Source organism: Streptomyces marincola, from assembly GCF_020410765.1.
GTDB lineage: Bacteria > Actinomycetota > Actinomycetes > Streptomycetales > Streptomycetaceae > Streptomyces > Streptomyces marincola.
The window spans coordinates 1258727-1274164 of record NZ_CP084541.1; the positions used below are offsets into that span (position 1 = coordinate 1258727).

The window sequence follows — 15438 nt, forward strand, 5'->3', positions numbered from 1 at the left end:
ACGCCCCCCGCCGTGCCGCGGCGGGCCTACCTGTGGGTGGCGGCGACCCAGCGCCTGAGCGTCTCCCCCGCGGCGCCCGAGTCGATGGACTCGGCCGCGCGCGCCATCCCCTCGGCGATCCGGTCGGTGAGCGGCGCGTCCCTCGGGTCGAGCGCGGCCAGGGCAGCAGCCGAGTTGAGCAGGACCGCGTCCCGCACGGGTCCTGTCTCGCCGTCGAGGAGCCTGCGGGCGACATCCGCGTTGTAGGCGGCGTCGGCGCCGCGCAGGGCCTCGACCGGGGCCAGTGAGAGGCCGACGTCCCGCGGATCGAAGGACTGCTCGGTGACCTTGCCGTCCTGCACGATCCACACCGTGGACGTAGAGGTGACGGTCAGCTCGTCAAGACCGTCGTCGCCGCGGAAGACGAGCGCGGAGGTGCCCCGTTCCGCCAGGACGCCCGCCACGATCGGCGCCATCCGCCGGTCCGCGACACCGGTGGCCTGCGCGGGGACGCGGGCCGGGTTCGTCAGCGGGCCGAGGAAGTTGAACGTGGTCGGGATGCCGAGCTCCTTCCTGGCCAGGCCCGCGTGCCGCAGGGCGGGGTGGAAGGTGACCGCGAAGCAGAAGCTGATGCCGGCCTCGACCGCGACCTCCGCGACCCGCCGCGGCTCCAGGTCGAGGTTCACGCCCAGCTCGCCCAGCACGTCCGAGGCGCCGCTCGCGCTGGACGCGGCGCGGTTGCCGTGCTTGACGACCGTCGCGCCGGTGCCGGCCACGACGATCGCGGACATCGTCGAGATGTTGACCGTCCTGGCCCGGTCGCCGCCGGTGCCGACGATGTCGACCGCGGGGCCCGGCACCTCGATGAGATGGGCGTGCCGGTACATGGCCCGCACCAGTCCCGTGACCTCCCCGACCGTCTCGCCCTTGGCGCGCAGCGCCACCGCGAAGCCGGCGATCTGCACGTCGGTGGCCTCGCCGCTCATGATGCGGTCCATCGCCCAGGCCGCCTCGTCGGGCGTGAGGTCCTGGCCGGCGAGCAGCGTACTCAGCACGTCGGGCCAGGTGTGTGCCGCCGCGGGGTCGCCTCCGGCGGGGGTCACAACGCTCATGGGAATCACTCCTGGCGAGTCGGCTGACGGTCCGGCCCGAGCCTAGCGGTGGCGCGGTGCGCCGCGGACAGCATGCCCGTACTGCGGACGCCCGCGACAGGCGCGAGCGGAAGCGCGCGAGGGCGCGCGGAAGGGGCCGTTGCCCCCCGCCCGCACGGGCGGGGGGCAACGGCCCCTTCAGGTGAGGGCCCGGCGCCGGGGGCGTGCCCCGGCGCCCGGCGCCTCAGTGGTGACCGTGGCCGCTGGTGATGGCCTTGTACTCCTCGGCGGTCGGCTTCGCGATCTGCGCGTTCTCCCCGAAGTAGCCGCGGTTGATCCTGACCCGCAGCCGCTCCAGCGGACTCACCTTGCGCCGGACGCCGTTCTCGTCCGTGGCCGGGCCGAGCTCGGCCGGCTTGGCCTGCTCGTGCGCGGTGAGGGTGTAGCGCTCCTCGGCCGACAGCGGCTCGTGCACCTCGATGAACTCGCCGTGCGGCAGCCGCTTGATGATGCCGGTCTCGCGGCCGTGCAGCACCTTCTCGCGGTCGCGGCGCTGGAGGCCGAGGCAGATGCGCCGGGTGGCGAGGAAGGTCAGCACCGGCAGGACGAAGAAGCCGATCCGGCAGAACCAGGTGATGGCGTTGATGGACAGGTTGAAGTTGACCGCCCACACGTCGTTGCCGCCCGCCACCAGGGTGACGAAGTACGCGGTCAGCCAGGCCACGCCGAGGCCGGTCCTGGTCGGCGCGTTCCTCGGCCGCTGCGCGATGTGGTGCTCGCGGTTGTCCTTCGTGACCCAGGCCTCGAAGAACGGGTAGACCGCGATGAGGACCAGCATCAGCGGGAAGACCGCGAGCGGGACGAGGAGCCCGAAGTTCAGCGTGTAGCCGCCCGGGATCACCCACTCCCAGCCGGGCATCATGCGCACCAGACCCTCGGAGAAGCCGAGATACCAGTCCGGTTGCGCGTTGGTCGACACTTGGTCGGGTCGATATGGCCCCAGCACCCATACGGGGTTGATCGTCACGGTCGCCGCGATGGCCGCGATGACACCGAAGACCAGGAAGAAGAAGCCGCCGGCCTTCGCCATGTAGACGGGCAGGAACGGCATGCCGACCACGTTGTCGTTGGTGCGGCCGGGGCCCGCGTAGTGGGTGTGCTTGTGGTAGATCACCAGGATCAGGTGCGCCACGACCAGGCCCAGCATGATGCCGGGCAGCAGCAGGACGTGGATGACGAAGAACCTCGGGATGATGGCGTGTCCGGGGAACTCCCCGCCGAACAGGAACATCTGGAGGTAGGTGCCGACCACGGGCACGGCCAGGATGGCGCCCTCGGCGAAGCGGACACCGGTGCCGGAGAGCAGGTCGTCGGGCAGCGAGTAGCCGGTGAGGCCGGTGAAGACCGCGAGCAGGAACAGGGTCCAGCCGAACAGCCAGTTGACCTCGCGCGGCTTGCGGAAGGAGCCGTTGAAGAACACCCGCATCATGTGGAACATGATCGCGACGACGAAGATCAGCGCCGACCAGTGGTGGATCTGCCGGACCAGCAGGCCGCCGCGCACGTCGAAGCTGATGTCGAGCGTCGAGGCGTACGCCTCGGTCATGACCACGCCCTGCATCGGCACGTACGACCCGTCGTACTCGATCTCGCCCATGCTGGGGACGAAGAACAGGGTCAGGTAGACGCCGGTCAGGATGACGATGATGAAGGCGTAGAGGCAGATCTCGCCCAGCAGGAACGACCAGTGGTCGGGGAAGATCTTGCGCATGTTGGCCTTGGCCAGGCTGTAGATGCCAAGCCTGCCGTCGGCCCAGTCGGCGACCTTCTCGCCCGCGGGTGCCTTGCCCCGTTTCGTCGGGGTGGGGGACTTCGTGGCCGTACTCATCCGCGCTCCCAGAAGCTCGGGCCGGGGGGCTCCTCGAAGTCGCCGAGCGCTTGGAGGAAGCCTTCGTCGTTCACCGTGATGCGCAGCTGCGGCAGCGGGTGGCCCGCGGGGCCGAACAGCACCCGGGCGCCGTCCGAGAGGTCGAACGTCGACTGGTGGCAGGGGCAGAGCGCGTGGTGGGTCTGCTGCTCGTAGAGCGTGGCGGGGCAGCCGATGTGGGTGCAGATCTTCGAGAAGCACAGGATGCCCTCGTGGCCCCAGTCGGCGGACCGCTCGTCCTTGATGTCCTCGGGCTCAAGCCGCACCAGCATGACCGCGGCCTTGGCGATCTCGGTGTTGAAGTCCGGGGAGTGCGGGTCGAGCCCCTCGGGCATGGCCTGGGTCAGGGACCCCACCGTGATGTCCTCGGGCCGCAGCGGCTGCATGGTGGACTCGTTGATGATCAGCGAGCCCTCCTCCCAGGCGCTGACGCGCAGCTTGTTGCCCGGCAGCGGGCCGAGGTCGCGCAGCAGCACCACGCCGGAGAGCGGCACCAGGGCCAGCGCGCCGAACAGCGTGCCGCGGATGAGCTTCCTGCGGCCGAGCTGCGACTCCTCGGCGCCCTTGGCGAACTCCTCCAGGACGAACGCCTTGACCTCGGGCTTCGCCTCGACGCCGTGCCGCTCCTCGGCGACCTCGACGTCGGACATCAGCGTCCTGGCCCAGTGGACGACGCCGGCGCCGATGCAGAACAGGGCGGCGCCCAGGGTCAGGCCGAGGGCGAAGTTCAGCCCGCTGACGTGCCCGAACGGCCAGATGTAGACGATCTCGTCGATCGGGATCGCCACGTACGAGACGATGAAGCCCACCGTCGCGAGCATCGAGAGCGTGAACAGCAGGGCGACGGTGCGTTCGGAACGCTTGGCCGCCCGCTCGTCGATGTCCTGCCTGCGGTGCTCGTGGGGGGGCAGTCCCGGGTCCGCGAACGGGTCGTCCGCGGTCGAGACGGCGCCGCTCCCGCGGCCTTCCGGCAGGTGTTCGTCCGGCGCGTCCGAGCGCGCTTCGCTGTGGTCGGTGTGGCTACTCATGACTTCCTGGCCTTTGCGGTCCTGGCGCCGATCCACACGGCCGTGGCGATCAGCAGGCCGATACCGAAGGTCCAGGCGAACAGCCCCTCACTGACGGGGCCGAAGCCGCCGAGCGAGAAGCCGCCGGGGTTCGGGGACTCGGAGGTGTTGACCGCGTGCAGCCACGCGATGATGTCCTGCTTCTGGTCCTCGGGCAGCGTCGAGTCCGGGAAGGAGGGCATGGCCTGCGGGCCGGTGATCATGGCCTCGTAGATGTACCGCGGGTTGACGTCGTCCAGGCCGGGCGCTTCCTTGCCGTGCGTCAGCGCGCCGCCCTGGCCGGTGAAGTTGTGGCACTGCGAGCAGTTGGTGCGGAAGAGCTCCCCACCGCGCGCGGCATCGCCCTGCGAGGGGTCGTAGCTCGATTCCTCCGGCACGGCGGGCCCGGGGCCGAGAGAGGCGACGTACGCGGCCAGCTGGTCGATCTCGGCCTGCGTGTAGGCGGTGGGCTTCTCCGGGGCCTGCGGCCCTGGCGCCTGGAGCGGCATCCGGCCGGTCCCGACCTGGAAGTCGACGGCGGCGGCGCCGACGCCCACCAGGCTCGGGCCGTCGCTGCCGCCCTCGCCCTCGCGGCCGTGGCAGCTTGAGCAGCCAACGTCGTAGAGCTTCTTGCCCTCCTCGATGGCCAGGGACTGCGCCGAGGCGTCGGCCTTGGCCTCACCCGCGGGGGTGAACGCGGCGTACAGCCCCCCCGTGGCCGCCAGCGCGAAGAGGAGGACGACGAGCGCCGCCAGCGGATGGCGCCGTCGTGCGGAGAGCTTTTTCACGGATTACCCCGGTGTCAGGATCTTCTGCGTCGGTGCTTGAAAGGTGCGCGTCCGGTGCGGTCGGCGGAGCTACTTGATCAGGTAGATCGTGGCGAACAGGCCGATCCAGACGACGTCGACGAAGTGCCAGTAGTAGGACACGACGATGGCCGTGGTCGCCTGCTCGTGGGTGAAGCGCCGAGCGGCATAGGTGCGGGCGAGGACGAACAGGAACGCGATCAGCCCGCCCAGGACGTGCAGCCCGTGGAAGCCGGTGGTCAGGTAGAAGGCCGAACCGTAGGGCCCGGAGGACAGCGAGAGGCCCTCGTGCACCACCAGCTCGACGTACTCCGTCACCTGTCCGCCGATGAAGATGGCCCCCATGACGAAGGTGACCACGAACCACTTGCGGAGCTTCTTGACGTCGCCCCGCTCGGCGGCGAACACACCGAGCTGACACGTGAGGGAGGACAGCACCAGAATCGTGGTGTTGGCCCCGGAGAACGGCAGATTGAGCGTATCGGCGTTCTCCTGCCAGTAGTCCGCCCCCGTCACCGACCGCAGGGTGAAGTAGATCGCGAAGAGGGCCGCGAAGAACATCAGCTCGGAACTCAGCCAGATGACGGTTCCGACACTGGTGACGTTCGGCCGGTTGACCGAGGGGATCGCGTGCCCGGTTTCTGCTGCTGTTGCTGTCGCCACGCCCGTCATTATGTCGGTCGGTTTTCCGGGGCTTGTCCCGGGGGTGGGGTTCGGTGTGTCCCGGCGGTCGCGGCACTGCCCACACCGGCGCTGACGGAGTAGCATCCGGCCCAACGAGATCCGTCCACCTCGCGGAGGAACGATGCAGCGCACCGCCACGGTGCTGGTCTACAGCGACGACACCACCACCCGCGAGCAGGTGCGGCTGGCCGCCGGCAGGCGACCCGCCCCCGACGTCCCCGAGATCGAGTACCTGGAGGTCGCGACGCTGCCCGCGGTGCTCGCCGCGCTGGAGGAGGGCGGGGTCGATGTGTGCGTCCTCGACGGCGAGTCTGCGCCCGCGGGCGGCATGGGCGTGTGCCGGCAGATCAAGGACGAGATCTTCGCGTGCCCGCCGGTACTGCTGCTGATCGGGCGCCCGCAGGACGCGTGGCTGGCCACGTGGTGCCGCGCGGACGCCACCGTGGCGCACCCGCTCGACCCCTCCGACATGGCCGCCTCGCTGGCCTCGCTGCTGCGCGAGCGGCTGCCCTCGGCCGTCTGACGCCTCCCCCGCCCGCCGCCCGGTCCCGCGCCGACCGGGCGGCGGGGGATCAGACGCGGGGCTGGAGGCGGCCGGAGCCGCGCAGGGGCCGCGGGTCGTCGCCTGCCGCGTCCCCGCCGCCGCCCGCGTGCAGGGCGCTGCCGGCCAGCCACTGGTCCCAGTCGAGGTTCCAGTCGCCGAAGCCGTTGCCGAACGGCGCCATGTCCTCGCCGAAGCCGTTGACGTGCTCAACGATGTCTCCCGGTCTGACCAGTTCGTAGAACCACTGGGCGTTCTCCGTGCTCAGTCCTGTGCAGCCGTGGCTGACGTTGGCCGAGCCCTGGGAGGCGACCGACCAGGGCGCGCCGTGCACGTACTCGCCGCTCCAGGTCAGCCGTGCGGCCCAGTAGACGGGCAGGTCGTAGTCCTCCGCCGAGCCCGCCGCGATGCCGATGCTCGTGCCGGTCATCCGCACGAACTGCTCGCGGCCCAGGATCACCTTCTTGCCGTCGCGGGTCGCGAACCCCTCCTTGCCCGTCGTGATGGGGATCGTGCGCAGCTCCTCGCCGTTGCGGGAGACCGTCATGGTGTGCGCGGCGATGTCGGCGACGGCCTCGACGCGGTCCCCCGTGGTCAGGTCGAGCGCCTTGCCGTTGCCGCCGCGCAGCCCCTCCCGGATCGGCAGGCCCGCCAGGTGGGAACGCACGGAGACGCGGGCGTGCGCGGGCCAGTAGTCGCGCGGGCGGTAGTGGAGCTTCGTGCCGTCCACCCAGTGCCAGGCACCCTCGACGCGGGGGGACGAGGTCACCGTCAGGGCGCCCTCGACCAGCGCGCGTTCCTCCGGGTCGTCGACGGGACGGCTCAGCTCGGCCGTCACCGGCTGGCCGACGCCGTAGGTGCCCGGCTCCGGGCCGAACGTGACGTCGAGGCGCTCGCCCCCCGCCGGGGCCGTCGTGAAGCTGTGCACGCCGCGTCCCGGGGCGCCGTCGCTGTTCTCCGTGCTGACCCGGACCGTGTAGGTGGCGTCGGCGGCCAGGGGCGAGGTGCTGCGCCAGCCGCGGCCGTCCGCGGAGAGTTCGCCGGCCAGCGGGCGCCCGCCCGCGTCGGCGGCCCTGACGTCGGTGATGCGCGTTCCGCTGCCCTTGGTGCTGATCTTCAGCGGCTGGTCGGGGTCGACGCCGGTGGCGTTCTCGCCGTCGGCCGAGCCGAACGACAGGGCGCCCGAGGCGTCCACGAGGTCGCCGGTGAGCGACCGGCCGCCGCCACCGCAGGCGGTGAGCCCGGCGAGCAGCGGCGCGAGTATGAGCAGGCAGCCAAGTTTTATGCCGCTCTTCTCACCCGTACGGCCGTGCCGGCCCTGGAGGCGGATGAGGCGCTTCTTACGGCTATGGGCGGTTTTGTGATTCATAGCCACAACGTACGGACTCGCCCGGTCCCGGGCGCGGCGGCCTACTGCAAACGAGCGGCGCGGCCCCCGGGGAAGTCCCCCGGGGGCCGCGCCGTCGGTACGCCGGCGGTGCCGGTGCTACTGGTTCTGGTTCTCGCCGCGGTAGTACTCGAAGACCCACAGCCACAGGCCGACGGCCAGCAGGGGGGCGGTGAAGTACAGGAACCACCAGCCGAAGACCGGCCCCATGAAGGCGCAGACCGCGCCGGCGCCGAGCACCAGGGGCGCCCAGCTGTGCGGGCTGTAGAAGCCCATCTCGCCGGCGTCGTCGGCGACGTCCGCCTCCTTGTTGTCCTGGGCCCCGGTGTCGACCCGGCGGGCCGTGAAGATCAGGTAGAACCCGATCATCGCGGAGAGCCCGAAGGACAGGAACAGCGCCGTGGTGCCGACCGGCTCCTTCGACCACAGGCCGTAGACGACGGCCACGGCGAGCATGAAGACGGCGATCCAGGCGAACAGGTGCCCCTGAATCCTCACTGGCCCGCCTCCTTTCCGGTCAGGGCCTCGGCCTCGTGGCGGGCGTCGTTCTCCAGCCGGTCGAGCGCCGCCACCTCGGGGTGGTGCAGGTCGAAGGCCGGGGACTCGGAGCGGATCTTGGGCAGGGTGGTGAAGTTGTGCCGCGGCGGCGGGCAGGACGTCGCCCACTCCAGCGAGCGGCCGTAACCCCACGGGTCGTCCGCGTCGATCTTCTCGCCGTACTTCCACGTCTTCCAGACGTTGTAGAAGAACGGCAGCAGCGACATGCCGAGCAGGAACGAGCTGATGGTGGAGATGGTGTTCAGGGCCGTGAAGCCGTCCGCCGCCAGGTAGTCGGGGTAACGGCGCGGCATGCCCTCGGCACCCAGCCAGTGCTGCACAAGGAAGGTGCCGTGGAAGCCGATGAACAGCGTCCAGAACGTGATCTTGCCCAGGCGCTCGTCGAGCATTTTGCCCGTCCACTTCGGCCACCAGAAGTGGAAGCCTGCGAACATCGCGAAGACCACCGTTCCGAAGACCACGTAGTGGAAGTGGGCCACCACGAAGTAGCTGTCGGAGATGTGGAAGTCCAGCGGCGGCGAGGCCAGGATGACGCCGGTGAGACCGCCGAAGAGGAAGGTCACGAGGAAGCCGATCGACCACAGCATCGGCGTTTCGAAACTGAGCGATCCCTTCCACATCGTGCCGATCCAGTTAAAGAACTTCACACCGGTCGGGACCGCGATGAGGAACGTCATGAACGAGAAGAACGGCAGCAGCACCGCGCCCGTCACGTACATGTGGTGCGCCCAGACCGTCACGGACAGGCCGGCGATCAGGATCGTGGCCGCGACCAGGCCGATGTAGCCGAAGATGGGCTTGCGGCTGAAGACCGGGATGATCTCGGAGACGATGCCGAAGAACGGCAGCGCGATGATGTACACCTCTGGATGGCCGAAGAACCAGAAGAGGTGCTGCCACAGGATCGCACCGCCGTTGGCCGCGTCGAAGACGTGTGCGTCGAACAGCCGGTCGGCCGCAAGGCCGAACAGGGCGGCGGCGAGCACCGGGAACGCGAGCAGCACCAGCACACCGGTCAGCAGCACGTTCCAGGTGAAGATCGGCATGCGGAACATCGTCATGCCGGGCGCGCGCATGCAGATGATGGTGGTGATGAAGTTGACGGCGCCGAAGATGGTGCCGAAGCCGGAGAGGGCCAGGCCCATCACCCACATGTCCGCGCCCACACCGGGCGAGCGGATCGCGTCGGAGAGCGGCGAGTAGGCGAACCAGCCGAAGCTCGCGGCGCCCTGCGGGGTGAAGAAGCCGGCCACGACGAGCAGGCCGCCGAACAGGTACAGCCAGTAGGCCAGCATGTTCAGCCGGGGGAACGCCACGTCGGGCGCGCCGATCTGGATCGGCATGATCCAGTTGGCGAACCCGGCGAACAGCGGCGTCGCGAACAGCAGCAGCATCACCGTGCCGTGCATGGTGAACAGCTGGTTGAACTGCTCGTTGCTGACCAGCTGCGTACCCGGCCTGGCCAGCTCGGCGCGCATGATGAGCGCCATCGCGCCGCCGATGACGAAGAAGAGGAACGACGTCACCAGGTACATGGTGCCGATCGTCTTGTGGTCGGTGGTGGTGAGCCACTTGACCACGATGGAGCCCGGCTCGCGCCGGCGCGCGGCGGAGATCGCGGGTGCGACGTCCGACGCCTGGTTCTTGTCGAGGATGGTCACGACTGCCCCTCGTTGGTCTCGGCGTTCCTGGCGGCGTCGGTCTGCTCGATGCCCGCCGGGACGTAGCCGGTCTGGCCGGCGTCGGCCAGTTCCTGTAGATACGCGTCGTATTCCTCGGGGGAGACGACCTCGACGTTGAACAGCATGCGGGCGTGGTCGACGCCGCACAGCTCCGCGCACTTGCCCATGAAGGTGCCCTGCCGGTCCGGGGTCACCTCGAAGGTGTTGGTGTGGCCCGGGATCACGTCCTGCTTCATCAGGAACGGCACGACCCAGAACGAGTGGATGACGTCCCGCGAGGTGAGGACGAACTGGACCGTCTCGCCCTCGGGCAGCACCAGGGTGGGCCCGGGGTTGCCGGTGTTCTCGTTCCGGTCGCTCGGCGTCCCGACCTCGTACACGCCGTCGGCGTTCTCGGGGAAGCGCTCGGCGATCCGGTCCGGGATCGAGGCGAGTTCGGGAGCGGTGCGCGCGTCGTTGTCGGAGGCACCGACCGGCTCGATGTAGTTGAACGCCCAGCTCCACTGGAAACCGACGACGTTGATGATGTGGTCGGGCTCGTCCGACGTCTTCATCAGCTCGGTCTGGTCCCGCGCGGTGAAGTAGAACAACACCGACACGATGATCAGCGGAACGAGCGTGTACAGGGCCTCGATGGGGAGGTTGTACCGGTTCTGCGGGGGAACTTCGACCTTCGTCCGCGACCGCCGGTGGAAGAACACGCTCCACAGGATCAGGCCCCACACCAGCACGCCGGTGACGAGCGCGGCGGCCCACGAGCCCTGCCACAGGGACAGGATGCGCGGGGCCTCCTCCGTGACCGGGGTGGGCATGCCGAGACGGGGGAAGTCCTCGGATGTGCAACCTGTCGCGGTTGCCAGGACCAGGCCCGCGATCAGCGCCTGCGGCAGGGTCCGCCGCATCGGGCGCCGCGACGAGCGGTCGGAGCCGTTGGGACTCACGTAGCGCCTTCCCGAGAGTCTCGCCCATGGCCCGGGCTTGCCTTCGCGCGGAGTGCGGGGGCCGGCCCTGACACGGGCAGGGGTTTGGATGTTTATGCGGACCAAACCCTACTGGACGCCCCCGGGCGGCACGCGGGGAGGGTGCGTCAACGCGCCGGGGCGCCCTCCGAGCGGGCCGCGGGCGGCCGGCGCGGGCGGCCACGGGACCGGGAACGGCGGGCGGCCACGGGACGGGAACGGCGCGACCGCGCCCGCGGCCGGACGGGTGCGGGGCGTTAGCGTGCTGCGGTGCCCTACTTCGACGCCGCCTCATCGCTGCCCCCGCACCCGGTCGCGCGCCAGGCCCTGCTCGCCGCGCTCGACGACGGCTGGGCCGACCCCGCGCGCCCGCACCGGGAGGGGCGCAGGGCCAGGATGCTGCTCGACGCCGCGCGCGAGACCGCCGCTGAGGCGGTCGGGTGCCGTCCCGACGAACTGACGTTCACTCCTTCGGGGACGCACGCGCTGCACTCCGGGATCGCCGGCGCCCTCACCGGCCGCGCGCGGGCCGGCCGGCACCTGCTGGTCTCGGCCGTGGAGCATTCGGCGGTGCTGCACGCCGCGGCGGCGCACCGCGACGCGGGCGGCACCGCGGCGGAGGTCGGCGTGGACCGCGGCGGCCGGGTGGCGCCCGCCGACGTGGCCGCCGCGCTGGCCGCCGCCCCCGGCGGCACGGGCCTGGTGTGCGTGCAGGCCGCCAACCACGAGGTGGGCACCCGGCAGCCGGTGGCCGAGATCGCCGAGGTGTGCCGCGCGGCGGGCGTGCCGCTGCTGGTGGACGCCGCCCAGTCGCTGCCGTGGGGCCCGGAGCCGGGGGCCTGGTCGCTGCTCGCGGCGAGCGCGCATAAGTGGGGCGGCCCCGGGGGCGTGGGGCTGCTCGCGGTGCGCAAGGGCGTGCGCTTCGCGCCCGCGCGGCCCGCGGACGAGCGGGAGTCGGGGCGGGCGCCGGGCTTCGAGAACATTCCCGCGGTGGTCGCCGCGGCGGCCTCGCTGCGCGCGTTCCGGGCGGAGGCGGAGGCCGAGGCGGCCCGGCTGTCCGAGCTGGTGGAACGCGTCCGCGCGCGGGTGCCCGAGCTGGTCGCGGACACCGTGGTGGTGGGCGACCCCGTGCACCGGCTGCCGCACGTCGTCACGTTCTCCTGTCTCCATGTCGACGGGGAGGCGCTGCTGCACGCGCTGGCCGTGGCGGGGTTCGCCGTCTCGTCCGGCTCCTCGTGCACGTCGAGCACCCTGACGCCCAGTCACGTGCTGCGCGCGATGGGAGTGCTGTCCGAGGGGAACGTGCGGGTCTCGCTGCCGCCCGGCACCACGTCGGAGGACGTGGACCGGTTCCTGGCGGTCCTGCCGGACGCGGTGGCCGGGGTGCGGGCGCAGCTGCTGCCGCCCGGGGCCGCCGACGGCCCGGCGGCGGAAACGGCGAGCACGGCGAGCACGGGGGACACGGGGGACACGGGGGACACGGGGGACACTGCCGGCGGCGGGGCGGAGGCGTTCACGGTGGACTCGCTGGGCAAGCGCTGCCCCGTGCCCGTGATCGAACTGGCCGCGCACCTCACCCGCGTGCGCGTGGGAGGGGTGATCACCGTGCTCGCCGACGACGCCGCCGCGCGGCTCGACATCCCGGCCTGGTGCGCGATGCGCGGCCAGGAGTACCTGGGCGAGGCGCCCCGCGAGGGCGGCCCCGGCACCGCCTACCGGGTGCGGCGCACGGCGTAGCACCCGGTGGGCGGCGGGGCCGCCGCCCGCGGCTCAGGAGAGGTGGACGCGCACCTCGTCGGCGGCGTCGGCGCCGTAGGCCTTGGCGAACCGTTCGAGGAACGGGCCGCGGGAGAGGGTGTACTCCTGGGTGCCGACCGTTTCGATGACGAGGGTGGCCAGCATGCAGCCGACCTGCGCGGCCCGCTCCAGCGTGCTCCCCCAGGCGAGACCGGAGAGGAAGCCGGCCCTGAAGGCGTCCCCGACCCCGGTCGGGTCGGCCTTGCGCTCCTCCTCGGCGCAGCCGACCTCGATGGGCTCCTCGCCGGCCCGTTCGATCAGGACGCCGCGCGGCCCGAGGGTGGTGACGCGGGTGCCGACCTTGCTCAGCACCTCGTCGGCCGACCAGCCCGTCTTGGTCTCCACGAGCGCCTTCTCGTACTCGTTGTGGAAGAGGTAGGCGGCGCCCTCGGTCAGGGTCCTGATCTCCTCGCCCTCCATGCGCGCCAGTTGCTGCGAGAAGTCCGCCGCGAACGGGATGCCGCGGGTGCGGCACTCCTCGGTGTGCCGCAGCATGGCCTCGGGGTCGTCGGCCCCGATGTGCACCAGGTCGAGGCCGCCCACGCGGTCGGCGACGGACTTCAGCTCGATGAGGCGGGCCTCGCTCATCGCGCCGGTGTAGAACGAGCCGATCTGGTTGTGGTCGGCGTCCGTGGTGCACACGAAACGCGCGGTGTGCAGTATGTCGGAGATGCGGACCGAGCCGGTGTCCACGCCGTGCCGGTCGAGCCAGGCCCGGTACTCGTCGAAGTCGGCGCCCGCGGCGCCGACGAGGATGGGCCTGGCCCCCAGCTGGCCCATGCCGTAGGCGATGTTGGCCCCGACCCCGCCGCGGCGGACTTCGAGGGCGTCGACCAGGAACGACAGGGAAACGGTGTGCAGTTGCTCGCCCACCAACTGGTCGGCGAAGCGGCCGGGGAAGGTCATCAGGTGGTCATGGGCGATGGAGCCGGAAACGGCGATACGCACGGTGGTCTGCTCCCGGGAAGGCGACAGGGGGAACCAGGCTACCGAGCGCGGGGCGCGCGTGGGCCCGGCCGGGACGGCGCACGACGGTTCGCGCACGGCGTTCCGAGGCCGGAAACGGCGCACGCCCGGCGGCGGGAACCGGCTTCGGGGCGCCGCCGTCCAAGGGGGGTCATGGGCCGCGCCCGGGTCCGGGGCGCCGGGCACCCCGGACGGCACCGAGCGACCCGAGTAGCCGAGGAGCGATTGCAGTGGCTGACGAGAAGCCTCGCGAGGAGGCGGAGACAGCGGGCGGCGGCGCCGCGGGCGGCCCCGTTCCCGGGGGCCGGGCGCGGCGCGCGTGGCCGGTCGTCGCGGCGGCCGTCGCGGTGGCGGTGACGGCCGGCGGCCTGTACGGCGCGCGGGCCGTCACCGGGGACGATTCCGGGGGCGGGGCGGGGAGCGGCGAGTCCGCGATGCTCGTGCTCGACGGGCCGTCGCCGCGGTCCGTCGGCGCCGCGGAGGGCGCGGGCGGCGCGGAGCTGGGGGCCGTGTGGTCGGGGGCCGCCCAGGTGCGGCTGGCCGGATCGCCGGGCGCGGCGCCGGAGGAGGCGCCGGTCCACTGGTTCGCGGACGTCACCGAGGAGCGGGTCGCCGGGCTCGGCGCGGCCCTCGGCCTGGCCGGGGCGCCCGAGCAGGGCGAGGACGGGTCCTGGACGGTGCGCGCCGACGGGGCCGCGGCGGACGGGCACGGCAGGGCCGGCGCGGCGGACGGCGGGGGCCTGTCCCTGCGGGTCGGCGAGGAGGCGCCGGGGCACTGGTACTTCGGCCCCGACGCCGCGGCGCAGGCGGGGGCCGGCGACTCGCGGAGCGCGGACGCGGGGGACGGCGACTCGCGGAGCGCGGACGCGGCGGGCGGCGGCGAGGCGGGTGCCGGGGATACTGGCACCGGGGATACGAGCACAGGGAACGCGGGCACGGGGGGCACGGGCGGCGCGGCGCCCTCCAAGGACGAGGCCCTGACGGCCGCGGCACCGGTGCTCGACGCCCTGGGCCTCGGCGGCTCGGAGGTGACGGCCGAAGAGGTCGCGGGCCCCGACCGGATCGTGCGGGCCGCTCCCGAGGTCGGCGGGCTGCCCGTGCAGGGCACCGAGACCCACCTGTACATCGGCGGGGCCGGGGAGCTGAGACTGGCCTTCGGCACGCTGCACGCCCACGAGGCGGGCGAGCCGCGCGCGGTGACGGGCGTCGCGGAGGCGGTCGACGCCTACAACCGGGCGGCGGACGCGCCGGGCCCCGTGCCCGGGTGCGGCCCGGGTGCCCCGGCCGACACGCTGCCCGTGCCCGAGGACGGTTCGGCCGGCGCGCCGGCCGAACCGTCCTCGGCGGCGGAGGGCACCTGCCCCGCGCCGGCGGAGAAGCCGGAGCCGGTCGAGGTGACGGCGGAGTTCGGTCTCGCGCTCAACCACGCGGAGGGCGAGCCGGTGCTCGTCCCGTCCTGGCTGTTCCGCGGCACGCTGCCGTCGGGTGAGCCGTTCGCGGGCAGCCAGCCCGCGGTGCCGTTCGAGTACCGGGCGGAGCCCGGGGACGCCGGACCGGCGCGGCCCGACGAGCCGGCCGAGCCCGCGCAGCCGGCCGAGCCGGACCGGCCCGCGGACCCCGCTCGGCCCGTCGAGCCGGGCACGCCCGACGAGGCGCCCGCGGGTGACGGCGGCGGGTGGTCCGTCGCGCCGTACGAGGCGTCGGACGAGACGCTGACGGTGACGTTCTGGGCCTCGCCCTGCGACGAGTACGAGGCGGTCGCGCGCGAGTCCGCCGACGAGGTGACGGTGGGCGTCGAGGTCACGAACCCCGACCCCGAGCGGGTGTGCGTCATGCTCGCGGAGGAGCGGACCGCCGAGGTGCGCCTCGCCGCGCCGGTCGGCGACCGGACCGTTCTTGACGAGAGCGGACGCGAGCTGCCGGTGCGCTGAGCGGGGCCGCGGGACGCGCGGCGGGGCCGTTTCGCGCGGGCGCGGACGCGTGAGGGACCCGGCACCCCTGGGGTGCCGGGTCCC

12 protein-coding genes and 1 pseudogene are annotated in these 15438 nt (G+C 72.3%); 3 read left to right on the top strand and 10 right to left on the bottom strand.

The window, feature by feature from the left end:
* Positions 1-26 precede the first annotated feature (26 nt).
* The 5 genes from trpD to ctaE all read right to left on the bottom strand — a co-directional run bounded on the left by trpD (position 27) and on the right by ctaE (position 5521).
* Entirely contained in the window at positions 27-1091 is a 1065-nt protein-coding gene (gene trpD, locus LC193_RS05380) for an anthranilate phosphoribosyltransferase (RefSeq protein ID WP_226072036.1), read from the bottom strand.
* A gap of 223 nt (positions 1092-1314) precedes the next feature.
* Positions 1315-2958, bottom strand: coding sequence for a cytochrome bc1 complex cytochrome b subunit (qcrB, locus tag LC193_RS05385; RefSeq protein WP_226072038.1), 1644 nt, complete (start codon positions 2956-2958; stop codon positions 1315-1317).
* On the bottom strand, positions 2955-4025 hold the full coding sequence (gene qcrA / locus LC193_RS05390; RefSeq protein ID WP_226072039.1) for a cytochrome bc1 complex Rieske iron-sulfur subunit: 1071 nt from the start codon (positions 4023-4025) through the stop codon (positions 2955-2957). The genes qcrB and qcrA overlap by 4 nt, the downstream gene beginning before the upstream one ends.
* Positions 4022-4831, bottom strand: coding sequence for a cytochrome bc1 complex diheme cytochrome c subunit (gene qcrC, locus LC193_RS05395; protein ID WP_226072041.1), 810 nt, complete (start codon positions 4829-4831; stop codon positions 4022-4024). The genes qcrA and qcrC overlap by 4 nt, the downstream gene beginning before the upstream one ends.
* A 69-nt stretch (positions 4832-4900) precedes the next feature.
* The gene (gene ctaE, locus LC193_RS05400; protein WP_226072043.1) at positions 4901-5521 is read right to left on the bottom strand and encodes an aa3-type cytochrome oxidase subunit III; all 621 of its coding nucleotides are present in this window, start codon (positions 5519-5521) and stop codon (positions 4901-4903) included.
* Between the two features lie 133 nt (positions 5522-5654).
* On the opposite strand from ctaE, the gene LC193_RS05405 reads away from it, so the two are divergent.
* Positions 5655-6056, top strand: coding sequence for a DNA-binding transcriptional response regulator (locus LC193_RS05405; RefSeq protein ID WP_226072044.1), 402 nt, complete (start codon positions 5655-5657; stop codon positions 6054-6056).
* Between the two features lie 49 nt (positions 6057-6105).
* Here LC193_RS05405 and LC193_RS05410 read toward each other — a convergent pair whose 3' ends face one another.
* The 4 genes and pseudogenes from LC193_RS05410 to ctaC form a co-directional block, all read right to left on the bottom strand.
* Positions 6106-7443 carry a L,D-transpeptidase gene (locus tag LC193_RS05410; RefSeq protein ID WP_226072045.1) on the bottom strand — a complete coding sequence of 446 codons (1338 nt, stop codon included), beginning with the start codon at positions 7441-7443 and terminating at the stop codon, positions 6106-6108.
* Positions 7444-7560: 117 nt separating this feature from the next.
* Positions 7561-7959, bottom strand: a complete 399-nt coding sequence (locus LC193_RS05415) for a cytochrome c oxidase subunit 4 (protein ID WP_226072046.1) — start codon at positions 7957-7959, stop codon at positions 7561-7563.
* Positions 7956-9623 (bottom strand): annotated as a pseudogene (ctaD, locus tag LC193_RS05420) (aa3-type cytochrome oxidase subunit I); the annotation flags it as partial. The gene LC193_RS05415 and the pseudogene ctaD, both read right to left, overlap by 4 nt.
* A 53-nt stretch (positions 9624-9676) precedes the next feature.
* Complete coding sequence (gene ctaC / locus LC193_RS05425; protein ID WP_226072047.1) at positions 9677-10642, bottom strand: aa3-type cytochrome oxidase subunit II; 966 nt, start codon at positions 10640-10642, stop codon at positions 9677-9679.
* 288 nt (positions 10643-10930) lie between these two features.
* On the opposite strand from ctaC, the gene LC193_RS05430 reads away from it, so the two are divergent.
* A complete protein-coding gene (locus tag LC193_RS05430; protein ID WP_226072048.1) occupies positions 10931-12397 on the top strand; it encodes a cysteine desulfurase/sulfurtransferase TusA family protein in 1467 nt (488 codons plus the stop codon).
* Between the two features lie 33 nt (positions 12398-12430).
* On the opposite strand, the gene LC193_RS05435 is transcribed toward LC193_RS05430, so the two are convergent.
* The gene (locus LC193_RS05435; protein WP_226072049.1) at positions 12431-13405 is read right to left on the bottom strand and encodes a carbohydrate kinase family protein; all 975 of its coding nucleotides are present in this window, start codon (positions 13403-13405) and stop codon (positions 12431-12433) included.
* Between the two features lie 248 nt (positions 13406-13653).
* Here LC193_RS05435 and LC193_RS05440 point away from each other — a divergent pair, with 248 nt between their 5' ends.
* On the top strand, positions 13654-15354 hold the full coding sequence (locus LC193_RS05440; protein WP_226078919.1) for a hypothetical protein: 1701 nt from the start codon (positions 13654-13656) through the stop codon (positions 15352-15354).
* The last annotated feature ends 84 nt before the right edge of the window (positions 15355-15438 follow it).

Excerpts from the sequence above, each read along its gene's own strand:
- LC193_RS05405 (WP_226072044.1), top strand. The coding sequence starts at position 5,655 with ATGCAGCGCACCGCCACGGTGCTGGTCTACAGCGACGACACCACCACC.
- ctaE (WP_226072043.1), bottom strand. The coding sequence starts at position 5,521 with ATGACGGGCGTGGCGACAGCAACAGCAGCAGAAACCGGGCACGCGATC.
- qcrB (WP_226072038.1), bottom strand. The coding sequence starts at position 2,958 with ATGAGTACGGCCACGAAGTCCCCCACCCCGACGAAACGGGGCAAGGCA.
- qcrA (WP_226072039.1), bottom strand. The coding sequence starts at position 4,025 with ATGAGTAGCCACACCGACCACAGCGAAGCGCGCTCGGACGCGCCGGAC.
- LC193_RS05410 (WP_226072045.1), bottom strand. The coding sequence starts at position 7,443 with ATGAATCACAAAACCGCCCATAGCCGTAAGAAGCGCCTCATCCGCCTC.
- trpD (WP_226072036.1), bottom strand. The coding sequence starts at position 1,091 with ATGAGCGTTGTGACCCCCGCCGGAGGCGACCCCGCGGCGGCACACACC.